The organism is Ancylobacter sp., from assembly GCF_965249975.1.
Lineage (GTDB): Bacteria > Pseudomonadota > Alphaproteobacteria > Rhizobiales > Xanthobacteraceae > Ancylobacter.
Map to the genome: position 1 here is coordinate 95,046 of NZ_CBDFNE010000009.1, position 16,291 is coordinate 111,336.

General features: G+C 68.1%; 15 protein-coding genes. 5 read left to right on the forward strand and 10 right to left on the reverse strand.

The annotated features are described in order from the left end of the window. Position 1: 1 nt before the first annotated feature. Positions 2–1,315, forward strand: a complete 1,314-nt coding sequence (locus ACP2AH_RS09995) for an NtaA/DmoA family FMN-dependent monooxygenase (protein ID WP_425105661.1) — start codon at positions 2–4, stop codon at positions 1,313–1,315. 74 nt (positions 1,316–1,389) lie between these two features. Then, positions 1,390–1,932 (forward strand): flavin reductase, encoded by a 543-nt coding sequence (locus tag ACP2AH_RS10000; RefSeq protein WP_425105662.1) that lies wholly within the window; start codon positions 1,390–1,392, stop codon positions 1,930–1,932. Positions 1,933–1,952: 20 nt separating this feature from the next. Here the strand turns inward: ACP2AH_RS10000 and uraD are convergent, their stop codons facing one another. Genes uraD through pucL form a run of 5 tightly spaced genes read right to left on the reverse strand, consistent with a single transcriptional unit; the run spans position 1,953 to position 8,627 of the window. Next, positions 1,953–2,840: a 2-oxo-4-hydroxy-4-carboxy-5-ureidoimidazoline decarboxylase gene (gene uraD / locus ACP2AH_RS10005; protein WP_425105663.1), complete on the reverse strand. Its 888-nt coding sequence runs from the start codon at positions 2,838–2,840 to the stop codon at positions 1,953–1,955. Continuing rightward, positions 2,837–4,201 (reverse strand): guanine deaminase, encoded by a 1,365-nt coding sequence (gene guaD / locus ACP2AH_RS10010; protein WP_425105664.1) that lies wholly within the window; start codon positions 4,199–4,201, stop codon positions 2,837–2,839. The genes uraD and guaD overlap by 4 nt, the downstream gene beginning before the upstream one ends. Then, entirely contained in the window at positions 4,198–6,924 is a 2,727-nt protein-coding gene (locus tag ACP2AH_RS10015; RefSeq protein ID WP_425105665.1) for a molybdopterin-dependent oxidoreductase, read from the reverse strand. The genes guaD and ACP2AH_RS10015 overlap by 4 nt, the downstream gene beginning before the upstream one ends. Then, positions 6,921–7,754, reverse strand: a complete 834-nt coding sequence (locus ACP2AH_RS10020) for an FAD binding domain-containing protein (RefSeq protein WP_425105666.1) — start codon at positions 7,752–7,754, stop codon at positions 6,921–6,923. The genes ACP2AH_RS10015 and ACP2AH_RS10020 overlap by 4 nt, the downstream gene beginning before the upstream one ends. 33 nt (positions 7,755–7,787) lie before the next feature. Next, positions 7,788–8,627 (reverse strand): factor-independent urate hydroxylase, encoded by an 840-nt coding sequence (pucL, locus tag ACP2AH_RS10025; protein WP_425105667.1) that lies wholly within the window; start codon positions 8,625–8,627, stop codon positions 7,788–7,790. A 202-nt stretch (positions 8,628–8,829) separates the two neighbouring features. Here pucL and ACP2AH_RS10030 point away from each other — a divergent pair, with 202 nt between their 5' ends. The 3 genes from ACP2AH_RS10030 (at position 8,830) to ACP2AH_RS10040 (ending at position 11,307) form a co-directional block, all read left to right on the forward strand. After that, positions 8,830–9,639 carry an SDR family oxidoreductase gene (locus tag ACP2AH_RS10030; protein WP_425105668.1) on the forward strand — a complete coding sequence of 270 codons (810 nt, stop codon included), beginning with the start codon at positions 8,830–8,832 and terminating at the stop codon, positions 9,637–9,639. Between the two features lie 152 nt (positions 9,640–9,791). Further along, the gene (locus tag ACP2AH_RS10035; protein ID WP_425105669.1) at positions 9,792–10,436 is read left to right on the forward strand and encodes a TenA family protein; all 645 of its coding nucleotides are present in this window, start codon (positions 9,792–9,794) and stop codon (positions 10,434–10,436) included. Positions 10,437–10,842: 406 nt separating this feature from the next. Next, positions 10,843–11,307: a MucR family transcriptional regulator gene (locus ACP2AH_RS10040; protein WP_421699295.1), complete on the forward strand. Its 465-nt coding sequence runs from the start codon at positions 10,843–10,845 to the stop codon at positions 11,305–11,307. Positions 11,308–11,438: 131 nt separating this feature from the next. Here the strand turns inward: ACP2AH_RS10040 and ACP2AH_RS10045 are convergent, their stop codons facing one another. The 5 genes from ACP2AH_RS10045 to ACP2AH_RS10065 form a co-directional block, all read right to left on the reverse strand. Then, positions 11,439–12,200 carry a glutamine amidotransferase gene (locus tag ACP2AH_RS10045; protein ID WP_425105670.1) on the reverse strand — a complete coding sequence of 254 codons (762 nt, stop codon included), beginning with the start codon at positions 12,198–12,200 and terminating at the stop codon, positions 11,439–11,441. Positions 12,201–12,318: 118 nt separating this feature from the next. Then, the gene (locus tag ACP2AH_RS10050) at positions 12,319–12,780 is read right to left on the reverse strand and encodes a TerB family tellurite resistance protein (protein ID WP_425105671.1); all 462 of its coding nucleotides are present in this window, start codon (positions 12,778–12,780) and stop codon (positions 12,319–12,321) included. A gap of 246 nt (positions 12,781–13,026) precedes the next feature. Then, positions 13,027–13,755, reverse strand: coding sequence for a GntR family transcriptional regulator (locus ACP2AH_RS10055; protein ID WP_370874165.1), 729 nt, complete (start codon positions 13,753–13,755; stop codon positions 13,027–13,029). A gap of 333 nt (positions 13,756–14,088) precedes the next feature. Next, entirely contained in the window at positions 14,089–15,603 is a 1,515-nt protein-coding gene (locus tag ACP2AH_RS10060; RefSeq protein WP_425105688.1) for a tripartite tricarboxylate transporter permease, read from the reverse strand. Positions 15,604–15,648: 45 nt separating this feature from the next. Next, a complete protein-coding gene (locus tag ACP2AH_RS10065) occupies positions 15,649–16,149 on the reverse strand; it encodes a tripartite tricarboxylate transporter TctB family protein (RefSeq protein ID WP_425105672.1) in 501 nt (166 codons plus the stop codon). Between the last annotated feature and the right edge of the window lie 142 nt (positions 16,150–16,291).

Here is a 16,291-nt window from a genome sequence, read left to right on the forward strand (position 1 = left end):
AATGGCCGACAAGCGCTTCCACCTCGCCTGGTTCATGAACTTCACGCCCGACGAATGGCGCGAACCTTTCGGCCAGGGCGGCAACCCGTGGGACGGCCGTTTCTACATCGAGATGGCCCAGGCGATGGAGCGCGCCTGCTTCGATCTGATCATGATCGAGGACAAGCTGATGGTGCCGGAGACCTATGGCGGCTCGCGCGACCTGTCGCTCAAGCACGCCATGATGGTGCCGAAGGCCGACCCCGCTCCGCTGGCGGTGGCCATGGGCATGGCGACGCAGCATCTCGGCGTCGTCGCCACCATGTCGACCATGGCCTACCCGCCCTTCATGCTGGCGCGGCTGTCCTCCACCATCGACAGCCTCACCAAGGGCCGCTTCGGCTGGAACGTCGTCACCTCGGCCGAGGACCTGATGGCGAAGAATTTCGGCATGGACAAGCTGCCTCCGCGCGAGGACCGCTACGCCATGGCTGAGGAGTACATGGAAGTCTGCGACAAGCTGTTCAACAGCTGGGAGCCGGACGCCGTGGTGCTGGACCGCAAGAACGGCATCTATGCCGATGGCTCCAAGGTCCACACCATCGACCACAAGGGCAAGTATTACCAGGTGCGCGGCCCGCTCAACACCGTGCCCTCACCGCAGCGCCGCCCGGTCTATCTGCAGGCCGGCGCCTCCCCGCGCGGGCGCGATTTCGCCGCCCGCTATGCCGACGCCATCGTCTCGGTGGCCAATGGCGTCGAGGGCATGAAGGCGTTCCGCGCCGACATCCGCGCCCGCGCCGAAGTCATCGGCCGCAACCCGGACGACATCAAGGTGTTCTTCTGCATCTGCCCCAGCCTCGGCGAGACCGAAGCGGAGGCGCGCGCCCGCTATGAGAACGTCACCATGTCGGACAATTTCGTCACCGACGTGCTGATCTCCATCTCCGCCATCACCGAGATCGACTTCTCCAAATACGATCTCGACAAGCCGCTGCCGGAAAAGCTCGTCACCAACGGCGAATCCGGCACGCTCGACAAGTTCCAGCAATGGGGCTCGGGCAAGACGCTGCGCGAGCTCGCCGCCTCGGGCGGCGGCGGCCTCGTCTCCTCCATGGAGCTGATCGGCACCCCGGCGCAGGTCGCCGACAAGATGGGCGAGGCGATGGCGGAAGTGGGCGGCGACGGCTTCCTCATCACCACCCCGGTACTGCGCGTCTCCCGCCGCTACATCACCGAAATCTGCGACGGGCTGGTGCCGGAGCTGCAGGCCCGCGGCCTCGTGCGCACCGAATACAAGCACCAGCTGCTGCGCGACAATCTGCGCGAGTTCTGACCCGCGCGAACCATCGGGCGTGGATTCCCCACGCCCGCCGGCGCCGGCGTTGAACCGGCAGGAAGGAGAAGGGCATGTCCCCCCCGTGCTCGCCGCTCGACGGCGCTCCCGATAACGGCCCGCCGCCGGTGACCCGGCAGGGCTTTCGCAACGCCATGGCCCGCCTCGGCGCGGCGGTGAACATCGTCACGACAGATGGACCCGGTGGCCGACACGGTTTCACCGCTTCGGCGGTGTGCTCGGTCACCGACAGCCCGCCGACCCTGCTGGTGTGCCTCAACAAGGGCTCCTCCGCCGCCGCTCCCGTCCATGCCAATGGCGTGGTCTGCATCAACACGCTGGCCGCCGGGCACGAGCCGCTGTCCAACCTCTTCGGCGGCCGCACCCCCCCGGAGGAGCGCTTCGCCAGCGGCAGCTGGCGGCCGGCCGTCACCGGCGCGCCGATGCTGGACGGCGCGGTCGTCGCCTTCGACTGCCGCATCGTCCGCACGGTCGAGGTCGGCACCCATGACGTGCTGTTCTGCGAGGTGGTCGGCGTCGCCGAGGGTGGCTCGAATGAGAGCCTCATCTATTACAGCCGCCGCTACCACACGCTGTCCGGCCCCACCGACGACTGAAGCGGGCGCGGGCCCGCCCCTCAGCTGCCGCGATAGGTGGAATAGCTCCACGGCGTCACCACAAGCGGCACATGATAATGCCCCTCCGGCTCGGCGATACCGAAGCGGAGCGGCACCGTGTCGAGAAAGGCCGGGCCGGGCAGATCGAGCCCGCGCGCGGTGAAATAGGCGCCGACATGGAACACCAGCTCATAGCGCCCCGCCCGCAGCGGCGCGCCGGAGAGCAGTGGCGCGTCGGTGCGCCCGTCCGCATTGGTCACCGCCTCGGTGAGAAGCGCCCGCGCGCTCGCCCCCACCTCGTAGAGCTCCACCCGCACGCCCTGCGCTGGCCCGCCTCTATGGGTGTCGAGCACATGGGTGGAGAGCCGGCCATGCACTTTCGGCTGGCCGGGACCCGTCACCCGCTCCACCAGCCGCAGCGCGGTGATATGGCCGATCTCGACCAAGGCGGCGGCGAGTTCCTCGTCGCGCTTGTGCAAGAGCCGCGCCTCGAAGGCGTCGAGCAGCGCGTCGCGGGTCTGCCGTCGCACGCAGATGACGAAGGGAAAGCCGAAGCGGGCGCGATAGGCGCTGTTCAGCCGCTCGAAGCGGGCGAATTCGGCCTCCGACAGCCGGTCGAGCCCCAGCCCCGCCTGCTCCGACACCGAGGCGGGGGCGATGTCGCCGGCCCGCGCGGCCTTGCCGGCGAGGTCGGGATGCGCCGCGACGAAGGCGACGCGCTCCGCCTCCGGCCGCGCCCGCACGGCCGCCATCAGCGCCTCGTGAAGTCCCGACACGGTGGCGAAGGGCGCATGGGCGAAAGCGGCCTCCGCCACCCAGGGCGCGTGCTCGAAAATGCCGTCCAGCGCGGCGATGAAGCCGTCGCGGTCGAGCGTGTTCAGCGTGTCGAGGGAGACGGGATGCGTCACGGTTGCTCCTCACCATGCGCCGGCCGGAACGGATCGCCCGGCCGGTCGCGGTCATAGACGGGACGGCCGGCGACATAGGTGGCGCGCACGGCCCGGTCGTCGCCCAGCGTCATCAGGAGAAACAGCAATTCCTCCATCGAGGCGCAATAGCCGGCGCGGAACGCCATGAACGGGGTGGCCTTCGGGTCGAGCACGCAGATATCGGCCTCCATCCCCGGCGCCAGCCGGCCGATCCGGTCGTCCAACCCCAGAGCCCGCGCCCCGCCCAGCGTCGCGAGATAGAAGCCCTGCACCGCGTCGAGCTTGTGGCCGACCATGGCCGCGACCTTATAGGCCTCGTTCAGCGTCTGCAGCTGCGACAGCGACGTGCCCCCGCCGACATCGGTACCGAGCGCCACCTTCACCGGCCGGCGCGGGTCCACCGCCTCGAACAGGCGGAACAGGCCACTGCCAAGAAACAGGTTTGAGGTCGGGCAATGCGCCAGCGCCGCCCCCGCCTGGTGGCAGGTGCAGAAATCGCCCTCATGCAGATGGATGCCATGGCCGAACATGGAGCGCGGCCCGACCAGCCCGGCATGCGCATAGACATCGAGATAGGAAGCGCGTGCGGGGAAGAGTTCGCGCACCCATTCGATCTCGGCCAGGTTCTCACACAGATGCGTCTGCAGGAAGAGCCCGTCACGGGTCTTCAGCAGCGCCCCGGCGGCATCGAGCTGGGCGTCGGTCGAGGTCGGGGCGAAGCGCGGGGTGACGCAATAGAGGGCGCGCCCCCGCCCGTGCCAGCGCTCGATCAAGGCGAGGCTCTCATCATAGCCACGCTGGGCCGTGTCGAGCAGGCCGGCGGGCGCGTGGCGGTCCATCAGCACTTTGCCGGCTATCATCCGCGCGTCGAATCGTGCTGCCTCGGTGAAGAAAGCGTCGACCGATTGCGGATGCACGGTGCAATACACCATCGCCGTGGTGGTACCGGCACGCAGCAATTCGCGCAGGAACAGATGCGCCACCCGCCCGGCATGGCCGGAATCGGAGAAGCTCATCTCGGCGGGGAAAGTGTAGGTCTCCAGCCATTCCAGCAATTGCGTGCCGAAGGCGCCGATCACCTGCATCTGCGGGTAATGCACATGCGCGTCGATGAAACCGGGCACGAGGAGATGGCCGGGATAATGCTCCACCGCCACGCCCTCGGGCAGCGTGTCGCTGAGCTCCGCATAGGGGCCGAAGGCGGTGATCCGCCCATCCTCGATGACGATGAGCGCGTCGTCATGGGTGATGAGGCAGCCGCGCGAGGGCTGCTCGAATGGATTGCCCGCCAGCGTCGCCGCCGGCCCGCGCAGCACCCGCGATTGAAGGCTCCCACTCATGACGCCACCTCTTCCGCCGCCTGGGCGGGCAGCAGCGCGTAGAGTTCATCCGCCACGAAGGGCGTGGCGCGCAACCGCACGCCAGTGGCGTCGAAGATCGCATTGGCGAGCGCCGCCGCCACCGGATTGAACGGGCTCTCGCTCATCGATTTCGCTCCCAGCGGGCCGATGGCGTCAAACGTCTCGGCGAAGAACACCAGCGTGCGCGGCACATCGGCGAAGGCGGGGATATGATAGCCGCGAAAACTCGCATTGGTCACCGCGCCCGCCTCGTCCATCCTCAGCCGCTCATAGAGCGCGGCGCCGATCGCCTGAGCGACGCCGCCCTCCACCTGCCCCCGGCACTGCATCGGGTTGACCACCGTTCCGGCATCCGCCGCATGGACGGAGCGCAGGATGCGGATTTCGCCGCTGCGTCCATGCACCGCAACCTCGAAGCCCTGCACATTGAACGCCACCGAGCGCGGGCTGCCCGCCGCGTCGCCCACCGCCTCCAGTGGCGCCAGCGCGGCAAGGGCGATCCGCCTCTCCCCCGCCACCACCGCCTCACCGTCGATCCGGCAGGTCTCGGCCGGCACGCCGAGCCGTGCCGCCGCCGCCGCGCGGATCGCCACCGCCAGCCTTTCCGCCGCCGCCTGCGTCGCGCTTCCGGCCACCACCGTGCCGGTCGAGCCATAGGCGCCGGTGTCGTGATCGACATGGGCGGTGTCGGACTGGCGCACGCTTATCTGTTCCGGCCGCGCGCCGAGCAGCGTGGCGGCGATCTGCACATGCACGGTGGTGGTGCCGTTGCCGAATTCCGCCGTGCCGGTGCGCAGCTCATAGGTGCCGTCGGGCGTCAACGTCAGCCGCGTCTGGGCGACATGGCCGCGCGGGGGAATGGTGTCGATCATCGCCGCCGCGACGCCGCGCCCCAATAGCCACTCCGCCCCCAGCCGCGCCGGCGAGGGCTTGGCCAGTTCCGCCTCTACCCGGTCGAGGCATTGGTCGAGGCCGTAGCTGCCCATCTCGACATCGTGGTGCGGCTCGCCAGAAGAGACCATGGCGTCGCCCGGCCGCACCATGTTCAGCCGGCGCAGCGCGACGGGGTCCAGGCCGAGCTTATGCGCCAGCTCGTCCATGGCCGATTCCACCGCGAAGATGGTCTGGCTCAGCCCATAGCCGCGAAAGGCGCCACTCGGCAGGGAATGGGTGTAGACCGACCAGCCCTCCACCCGCTTGTTCGGACAATTATACAGCGCGACGCTCTCACCCGAGCCGTGGAACAGCACGCCCGCCGCATGGTTGCCATAGGCGCCGGTGTTCAGCAGCATGCGCATGGAAAAGCCGGTGAGCCGCCCGTCCCGCGTCGCACCGAGCCTCACCGTCACCTTCATCGGGTGGCGGCTGGTGGAGGCGGCGAACTGCTCGGCGCGGGTATATTCCAGCTTCACCGGCCGCCCGGTCTTCAGCACGGCGAGCGCCACGATGTCCTCGGTGAGCATTTCTTGCTTGCCGCCGAAACCGCCGCCCACCCGCGCGGCGAAGACGCGCACGCCTTCGCGCGGCAGGTCGTACAGCGCCGCCAGCGCGTCGCGGGTGAGGAAGGGCGTCTGGGTGGAGCTGCGGATCACCAGCCGGCCCTCGCTGTCGCGCCAGCCGATGCAGCCATGGGTTTCCAGATGCGCGTGCTGGACGCGCTGGCTCTCATAGGTCGCCTCATGGATCACATCGGCCAGCGCAAAGCCGGCGGCGATGTCCCCGACCTCCCCCGCCAGCGCGGCGACGATGTTGCGGGAAGCGTCGGCGATGCGGCTGTCCGGCCCCTTGTCCCCATGCACCAGCGGCGCGCCGGGGCGCATCGCCTCCTCCGGGTCGAACACCGCCGGCAACGGCTCGTAATCCACGCGCAGCGCCGCGCAGCCGGCCTCCGCCGCCTGTTCGCTCACCGCCACCACAGCCGCCACACGCTGGCCGATATGGCGCACCACATCGTCGAGCACGCGGGTGTCGTCGGCATCGTCGGTGGCGTGGTGGTGCCGGGCGGAGGAGAACAGGCGGGAAGGCGCGTCCTCATGCGTCAGCACGGCCACTACCCCCGGCAGTGCGAGCGCCGCCGCCGTGTCGATGGCGCGGATGCGGGCATGCGGATGCGGCGAGCGCAGCAGCTTCATGTGCAGCAGCCCCGCCAGTTCGCCCTCCGGCGCCACATCCATGGTGTAGCGCGCGGCGCCGGTGACGATGGCCGGCCCGGCCGGCGCGGCGACGGAGCAGCCCACGCGGCCCTGCCGCGCGTCGGCCTCCACTGTCGCGATCCCGGCCACCGCATCGGCGATGGCGGCATAGCCGGTGCAGCGGCACAGATTGCCCTTCAGCGCATCCGGCAGGTCCGCCCTCTGGCCTTGGTCGAGTGCGGCCGATGTCATCACCATGCCGGCGGTGCAGAAGCCGCACTGGAAGCCCTGCGCCGCAAGGAACGCCTCCTGCATCGGGTGCAGGCCGTCACCTTCCGCCGTGTCCGCCAGCCCTTCGATGGTGGTGACGACCCGCCCCTCGGCACGGAAGGCCGGGGTGACGCAGCTATGCACCGGCCGCCCGTCGAGATGCACCGTGCAGGCGCCGCAATCGCCGGCATCGCAGCCCTTCTTTACGCCGAACCAGCCCATTTCGCGCAGCAGGGTGCGCAGGCACTGGCCCGGCCGGGCCTCGGTCTCGACGGCACGGCCATTGACGGTCAGCCTCACGCGCGCCCCTCGCCCGGTTCACTCAGTTCGTCGCGGATTTCCTGCGCGAGAAGATGCGTCATGTGGCGGCGCCAGTCGGGCCGCCCGTGCATGTCGTCATAATAGAGCGCCTGCGGGATCGCCGCCGCCAGCCGCGCAGCCAGCTCCGCCGCGCCCGGCAAGGCGGGAAAGGCGATTTCCACCGGCCGCCTTGTGGAGGCCGTCACCGTGAGCGCGAAGGCGCCGTCCGCCGCGCGTGTGCCGATCAGCAGCACGCCGGAGCGGCCGAGCGGGGTGAGCGAGGCGCGGCGGAAGGCGGCCCGACGGCGCAGCGCCCACGCCGGCAGTTCCACCGCGCGCAGCACCTCCCCCGGCACCAGCGCCACCTCGCGCGGGCCGCGCACGAGATCGACGATGCGTACCCGCCGCTCTGCCCCGTCCGGTCCCCACAGCACGCCTTCGCCTTCCAGCGCGACGGCGAGCGAGATCATCGGCCCGGCCGGTAGGCCAAGACAGATATTGCCGCCCACCGTCGCCATGTTCCAGATCTTGAACGAGGCGAGGAAGGAGCGGCAGCATTCGCGGATGAGGAAACCGGCCCGCCACTCCGCCGGCGGCTCGAATCCGGCGAGTTCGGCGATGGTGCAGGTCGCGGCAATGCTCAGCCCGCCCGTCCCGGCGCGGAAAGGCTCCCAACCGAAGCCGGAGAGATCGACCAGCCGCCGCACCGAAGGCTGCGGCTCGGAGAACAGCCAGGTGCCGCCGCCGAGCACCGCGTCGCCCGCACCGGCGGTCGGAAGCTCCGCCCGTGCACGCGGGCGCAGCACCTCGGAAACCGTGTTGAGGTCCATCGGCCGATCCCCGTCGCCGCCCTTCCCGCCCGCTCAGCCCCGACCGATGGTGCAGACGATCTGGCCGTGCGGCTCGTCGGTCGGGGTGAAGACCTGCCCGTCAAAGGCACGGCCGAAGGGCGAGAGGTCGATGGGGAGGTAATGCTTGTTCGGGCAGGCCATGGAGATGTCCGCCACCTCGGGCACGGCGGCGAGCACCGCTTCGCCCATCTGGTACAGCGTCGCCTGCACGCCGGGGCTGTAGGTGGTGGCGAACACCTTCAGCGCCGCGTCGAGCACCGCCGCATTGGCGGCTTCATAGCTCGCGGGCACACCGCTCCAGCGCCACTGCGCCTCCATCGCGGTGGCGAACAGGCGGTCGGCGGTCGGCTTCAGCGTCGTGGCCTCGTCGAACCAGTAATCCTCCCAGCCGGATTGCGTGGTCTTCAGGAAGGTGAAGCCTTCGACGCCAGAGGCGAGGTGGCTGCCCTCACGCGTCGCCTCCAGCCGGACGACGGGGCGGCCATTACCGTCGAGCGCGAAGGCGTGGTCATGCGCCGCGCCGTTCACGTCCAGCCGCCGCCATTTGGTCTCGTGGGCGGTGATGGAGACGCCGGCGACATGGGGGTAGCGATCGAGGAAATACTGCGCCAGCGCGCCGGCGAACACCTCATTCTCCGCCCCGACATGGTCGCGGGCGACGATGTTGATGATGTTCTTGATCGAATCGGTGGCGATCACCTGCCGGTTGTCGCCCTGCGTGTAGGCAGCGGCGAAGTCGCCGGTCAGCATCGCCTGCACGGACAGCTCGCGCACCGTGTGGCGGGCGCTGTCGCGCTCAACGCGCATGATGCGCACGCGGCCCTTGCCATAGCTGTTGGAAATAAGCGGCATCGGCACTGTCCCCCCGTGCGGATCGGTCGTTCGGAACGATCGGTTATGCGAAACCGGTGCCAGTCTGGCACCGCGCGGCGCGGTGCGAAAGAGACCCGGACCGGCCGGACCGAAACGCCGGCGGCGTGGGCATCGCGAAAGCGGGTGGCGCCGGCCCGCCGGGCGGGCGAAACTGCGCGCTCCTGCCCAAACCGAGTCCATCATGACTATTTTACCGCCGCCTGCCTCCTCGACTCCCGATCCTCTGCCGCGCCCCTTCCGCCTTGACGGGCGGGTCGCGCTGGTGACCGGGGCCGGGCGCGGGCTCGGCTTCGAAATGGCGAAGGCGCTCGCCGCCGCCGGCGCGCATGTCGTCATCAATGGCCGCCATGCCGGGCGGCTGGGGGCGGCGGCGGAGGCTCTGGCCGCAGCCACGGGACGGCCGGTCGGTGTTGCCCCGTTCGATATCGCCGACACCGCCGCCGGGCGCGCGGCCATCGCCGGCATCGCGGCGGAACACGGCCGACTCGACATATTGGTCAACAATGTCGGCGCCCGCGACCGCCGTCCGCTGAAAGACTTCACCGCCGGTGAAGCCACGGCGCTGATCGCCACCGATCTCATCGGCCCGATGCTGCTGGCGCGCGAGGCGGCCGAGCACATGGCGGCGCACCGCCACGGCCGGCTGATCACCGTCACCTCCATCGCCGCGCACATCGCCAACCGGCACGACCCGGTCTACACCGCCGCCAAGGCCGGGCTCTCCGGGCTGATGCGGGCGCTGGCGGTGGACTATGCCCGCGTCGGCATCACCAGCAACGCCATCGCGCCCGGCATGTTCGCGACAGAGACCAATGCCGGCCTGGTCGCCGACGCCGCCTTTTCCGCCTTCGTCGACACCCGCGTGCCTATCGGGCGCTGGGGCCATCCGCCGGAAATCGGCGCCGCCGCGGTGTTCCTGGCTTCGGACGAGGCCTCCTTCGTCAACGGCCATGTGCTCGTGGTCGATGGCGGACAGTCGGTCCGCATGTGAGCGCCACCCCGCCGCCTCACATCTTACCCGGGCGACGCGACATGCTGGGGGGCGTTAAGGATAGCGCCGCTCTTCCTCAGCCAATGATTTCACTTGTCTGCAAAGGGCTCTAGATAAACTCCCGACGACGGACACACGGCGGAGAGGAAACGATGAGCTTCAGCGATGAACTTCGGCAGGCGAACGCACAGGACTGGCAGGCCTGTGTCGAGCACCGTTTCGTCCGGGAGATCTTCGCCGGTACCGTTGCGCCCAATGTCATGCGCCGCTACCTCGCGCAGGACTATCAGTTCATCGACGGTTTCGTCGCTCTGCTTGGCATGGCCATCGCCACCGCCGACCGCTTCGACTCGCGCATCCGCTTCGCCCAGTTCGCGGCCATGATCACCAGCGACGAGAACACCTATTTCCAGCGCGCCTTCGTCGCGCTCGGCGTGCCGGAGGCGGAGCGGGCGCATCCTGTGCTCACCGCGCCCACCGCCGGCTTCCAGACCCTGATGAAGGATGCCGCCGCCAGCCGCGGCTACGCAAATTGCCTCGCCGTGCTCACCGTCGCCGAATGGCTCTATTTGAGCTGGGCCGACCGGGCGGGTGCAGCACTGCCGCCGGACTTCGTGCATGCGGAATGGATCACTCTGCACAATAATGAGGGCTTCCGTGGCTTCGTCACCTGGCTGCGCGGCGAACTCGACCGCGTCGGCGCGGTCATCGACGACGCCGGGCGGGCCGATGCCGCCGCCTTTTTCCGTCGCGCCGTGACGCTGGAGCGGGCTTTCTTCGATCACATCTATGAGTGATTCGAGTAAGTGTGCGCTGTGCCCCGGCCGCTCAGAGATTGTACTTGGCGGCAACCCTCATCAAGAAATTGTGGGTGCCGATCCGATTATTCTTAGCCACATTCCTTCATTGCTGACGTCACGCCGTGACGCTGCGGCAGTACAAGGGCACCCATTTAGTCTTGGTGGCGGGCGTGGCCGGCGCGGGCGAAAAACCTTTTTCGGCGCGCCACTTCGTTCGACTTGGTCAGAAGCCGCCGCAGCAAAGCCGTGTGTCAGTGGAAGCCTCCAAAACACAACGCTCGGCGTGGTATTTTTCATTTAGAGCCGAGAAAGCTGCCACATGAACGCCGCTTTGCTTGTCAATTGCTTATTGACGTTTGCCCGTTTGATGTTAAATCGATCTCAGTCTCAATGGAGAAAATAGATGTCTGAGCAGGAAAGCGTGTCGGCTGATTATCTCGGCCTCACTGCGGATGTCGTTGCGGCATTTGTCGGCAACAACTCGGTGCCCGCCGCCGAACTTCCCGATCTGATCGCCAAGGTCCACGGCGCCCTGCTTCGCCTCTCCGCTCCCGCTCCGGCTGTCGTCGAAGAGGTGCTGAAGCCTGCGGTGCCGGTGAAGAAGTCGGTGACGCCGGAATATATCATCTGCCTGGAAGACGGGCTGAAGTTCAAGTCGCTGAAGCGTCATCTGCGCACGAAGTACAACATGACGCCGGAAGAATACCGCGCCAAATGGGGCCTGCCCAACGACTATCCCATGGTCGCCCCCAGCTATGCCGAGGCGCGCTCCAATCTGGCCAAGAAGATGGGCCTCGGCCAGCAGCGCAAGAAGCCCGCGCCGGCCCCGGTGGCCAAGCCGCGCGGTCGCGCCAAGAAGGTAGCCTGAGACGCACCGTCAGCGGTCCGCTGGCGGTTTGCGCAAGGTTATAAGAGTGAATGAGAAAAGGCCGCGCGGGCAACCGCGCGGCCTTTTTCGCCTTGGCTCCTCGGCGCTGCCGCCCGCTGGCGATCGGCGACCTAATGGCCGGAGGCGGGCAGCGCGTCCTCATCGCCCAGCCAGCGGCCGAGAAACGCCTCCAGCCAGAGCCGGATCCGCGCATCATGCTGCAGCCGGTCGGTGAAATGCGCCCGGCGCGGGCGGGCGCCCGGCAGATCCAGCCGCTCGCCGCCCTGCACCGTCCAGCGGCACATCATGTGGTGCGTCACCTCAGGGTGAAACTGGATGCCGAAGGCGCGCGGGCCGTAGCGGAAGGCCTGGTTGGGAAAGGTCGGGCCCTTCGCCAGCAGCTCCGCCCCGCTGGGAAGTTCAAAACCCTCGCTGTGCCAGTGATAGACATGGTCGGGCCAGGCCGGGCCGGGCAAGGTCGACATGGGCGGCGCGTGCAGCATCCGCGTTCCCGCCTCGGTGGCGCGGATCGGGTAATAGCCGATCTCGACCAGCCCGTCCGGGTGCGGGGCGACGCGCGCCCCGAGCTGGCGCGCCAGCATCTGCGCGCCGAGGCAGATGCCGAGATAGGGCTTGCCCTCGCGTAGCGGCACGCCGATCCAGTCGATCTCGGCCCGCACATAATCATGGCAGTCATTGGCGCTTTGCGGCCCGCCGAACACCACCGCCCCGGCATGACCGGCGAGCGTGGCGGGCAGTTCATCGCCGAGGCAGGGCCGCCTTATGTCGAGCCTGTGGCCGCGCTCGGCCAGAAGGCGCCCGACGCGGCCGGGCGAGGAATGCTCCTGATGGAGCACGATAAGGATGGGAAGCGGGGTTTCTGCGACAGCCATGATCTCGTGCGGCACGAACGGGACGGAGAGTGCTGAGAATCCCCGCAAGCAAGGATGACGCCACGATTCGCGCCGCGCCTCAACCCCGCCCTCGCCTACCTCGCCGCGAGTGCCGGCCTCAGCCCTCGAAGGCGTCGCGCACGCGCCTGCGGATGTTCACCCGATCGCGGGAGGTGACGTTGAGCAGTTCCGCCGCCCGCCACACCAGATTGTCCTCGAACTCGGTCAGCCCGCCATCGGCATAGGCGACTTCGAACATCATCTCCACCACCCGCCGGCGGCCTTCTTCGTCCATGGCGCGGTTCAGCACGCTGGTGAAGGCGTAGAGGTCCACCGCCTCGGCGTCGCGGGCGATGGCGGCCTCCAGCAGCTTTTCCGCGTCATCCTCGGAAAGGGTGAAGCGCGCCGCGAGCAGGCGGCGCAGCTTGTCCATCTCGTCGGCGCCGATCACGCCATCAATGGTGACGACATGCACCAGCAGCGCCGCCGCTGCCAGCCGGTAGTCATTCTCGGCAAAGGCGGAGGTCTCGCGACCGCCCCCGGCAATCTCGGCGATGAAATCGGTCAGCGAGCGCAGCATGAAGGGCGGCTCCTCCGCGGCGGGTCGGTCGGTACGGCGATGGGATGGGGCCCGAGGGTGGACCTGAAGCGTGGGTAACCCAATCACCGCAAGGGCGCAACGGCCGGTCTGCCGCGCGCGACCGAAGGCGCGACGCCGGTGCAGCCGCGCCACACCTCGCCGCCCCCCAGGCAAAAAAGCCCGGCGGGGTCGAGGAACCCGCCGGGTCGGAGTGTGGGATCGGGCGCCGCCGCCGTGGCGCGGCCCCTATTCGAGATAGTCGGCGTAGCGCGCGACGTGGTCGGCGAGGCCCAGCGCGTGGTTGCGCACCAGCACCTCGGCCGCGTCGGTGTCGCGCGCTTCCAGCGCCTGGATGATGGCGAGATGGTCCTGGATCGAGCGGTCGGCCCGGTTCTCCTCGCCGATGGTCTTGCGACGTATCATCCGCATATGGGTGAACAGGTTTTCCGCCAGATTGACCAGAATGCCGTTGCCGCCCATGGCGATGATCGTCTGGTGAAACTGGATGTTCACCTCCGAATATTCGTCCAGCTTGGCATGCGGGCCGCCGGCCTCGTCGAAGGAGGCGAACATCTGCCGCAGCCGGCCGATCTCCTCGTCGCTGGCATGGACCGTGATCAGCCGCGCGGCGAGGCTTTCGAGCGCCGCCCAGACCTGGATCATCTCGATGACTTCGCGGCGCGTCTTGCGCACCACATAGATGCCGCGCCGGGGCACGGAATGCACGAAGCCCTCGCGTTCCAGCTGAGCCATCGCCTCGCGCACCGGGGTGCGGCTGACCCCGAGGCTCTGCGCCAGCTGGCGCTCGTCGAGGCGCACCTCGCCGGCCTGGTCGTAGATGTTGAGCGAGACGATCACCTCCTTCAACGCGGTATAAGCGCGGTTCTTGAAGGTGGAGGTGTCTTCGAGCGGCGCCACGGAGAGCTTGGCCGCTCCTCCATTGACCCGGCGGATCGTGCTCTCGACGCTCATCATGAGGCTTCCATCCCCTGCCTGCGCCCGGGCGTCGGCCCTGGGCATCGGCGATGAAGCTCCGTATCGGCGTAGATCATTGGCGTTGCCTCCCGTCCCCCCGAAACGTCGGTTCGCGCTTCCATCCGCCGGCCACCTTCTGCTGCGTGGCTCGGGCGCCGGAATATCCCGCGACCGTTGATGGCCCGATTTCCCTCTCCGGGGGCGAGGGATTCGGCGGAAGAGCGATTGGCCCCGCCCTTCGCCTGGGCGCCCGAGGCGGATGACAATACGTCACCCTTCTCGCGGCTGAACCCGCCGCACGCTGCCGCGCGGCGGGTCCGTTGATTACCGGGCTCAGGCCGGCTGGGCGGAGTTGCCGCGCAGCTTGCTGAACGCCAGGCCGATCAGCGGCCACAGGCCGGCGACGAGGCCGAGACCCATGATCGAGGACACCAGGCCGTTTGACCAGAACACCGAGACGGCACCACCAGAGGACAGCAGGGCCTGGCGGAAGGCTTCCTCGGCACTGTCGCCGAGCACGATGGCCAGCACCAGCGGCGCCAGCGGGTAGTTCGTCTTCTTCAAGAGGTAGCCGAGGACACCGAACACCATCATCATGATCACGTCGAACACGTTGTTGTTCACCGTGTAGGCACCGATGGCGCAAATCACCAGGATCACCGGAGCGATGATCGAGAAGGGGATGCGCAGGATCGAGGCGAACAGCGGCACCGTGGTCAGCACGAGGATGAGGCCGACGATGTTGCCGAGATACATGGAGGCGATGAGGCCCCACACGAATTCGGCCTGCTCGACGAAGAGCATCGGGCCGGGCTGGAGACCCCAGATCAGCAGGCCGCCGAGCAGAACCGCGGCGGTCGGCGAACCGGGAACGCCCAGCGCCAGCATCGGCAGCATGGCGGCGGTACCGGCGGCGTGCGCGGCGGTCTCGGGGGCGATGACGCCTTCGATTTCACCGTTGCCGAAGTTCTTGCCGTTCTTCGACACGCGCTTGGCGATGCCATAGGCCATGAAGGAGGCCGGGGTGGCGCCCGCCGGGGTGATGCCCATCCAGCAGCCGATGATGCAGGAACGCAGCGAGGTCATCCAGAAGCGCGGCAGCGTCTTCCAGGTCTTCCACACCACCTTCGGGTCGATCTTCGCCGCCTTGCCGCGGAACTCCAGGCCTTCTTCCATCGTCAGCAGGATTTCGCCGATGCCGAACAGACCGATGACCGCGATGAGGAAGTCAAAGCCGTTGAGCAGTTCGGTGATGCCGAAGGTCAGGCGCAGCTGGCCGGTCACCATGTCGAGGCCGACCGCCGCGAGGGCGAAGCCGATCATCATGGAGACGATGGTCTTGGCGGGCGGTTCCTTGCTCATGCCGACGAAGGAGGCGAAGGCGAGGAAGTAGACCGCGAACTTCTCGGCCGGCCCGAACTGCAGCGCGAATTGTGCGACCAGCGGGGCGATCAGCGTGATCATGACGATCGCGAAGAACGCACCGACGAAGGAGGAGGTGAACGCCGCCGTCAGCGCCTCGCCGGCCCGCCCCGACCGCGCCATGGGATGGCCGTCGAACGTCGTTGCCACCGACCAGGGCTCGCCCGGGATGTTGAACAGCACGGAGGTGATGGCGCCGCCGAACAGCGCGCCCCAGTAGATGCAGGTCAGCAGGATAATCGCCGAGGTCGGCGACATGGAGAAGGTGAGCGGCAGCAGGATGGCGACGCCGTTGGCGCCGCCGAGGCCCGGCAGCACGCCGATGATGACGCCCAGCAGAATGCCGATGGCCATCAAAAGGATGTTGAACGGATCGGAGGCGATGCCGAAGCCGTGGTAGAGGAAGGTGAAATTCTCAGCAATCATGTTCATGGGCGCTATCCCCTTGGGTGGCCTTCTTGTCTGTCCGGATCAGAGACCGAGCATGGCCTCGATCGGCCCCTTCGGGAGGGGGATCATGAACCACCGTTCGAGCGTGATGTAGAAGAAGGCCGGGACGCCGAGGGCGACGGCCAGGGAGAGCGGCCAGCCATAATGGCCGAGCCAAACCATGAAGAGGACGATGAGCGCCACCGAGGGAAGGTAGATCCCGAGGAAGGGCACCAGCGCCACATAGATGCAGGCGGGAATGAGGACCTTCAGCACCTGCACGAGCTGCTGGTTCTCGGCGAAGAGCGCGTCGGGATCTTCGCGCAGGCCGGACACCATGTTGATGATGCTGCACACGCAGATGATGAGCCCGACATAGAAGGGGAAGAAGCCGGCCTGCGGGCCGTCGGAACCCCACCCGAAGCCGACGATCACGCTGCCGTAGAGAACGATGAGGCCGAAGACCAGGGTCAGCAGCGCCGTGCCGACTTCTACGGCGCGTTGCTTGGGCCCCGACTCGGCTCCGTGGTGAGACTGTTCCATCGAGATGTCTCCGAAAATCCGCGCAAAAGCCGGGCCGGCGGGACAAGGCCCGTCGACGGCACACTGGCGCCAGCCCGCTGAATGATTGTTGTTGTGTCCCGGCCGGGGTGCGGCCCGGCGGAGACGAGGAGCCGTCTCCGCT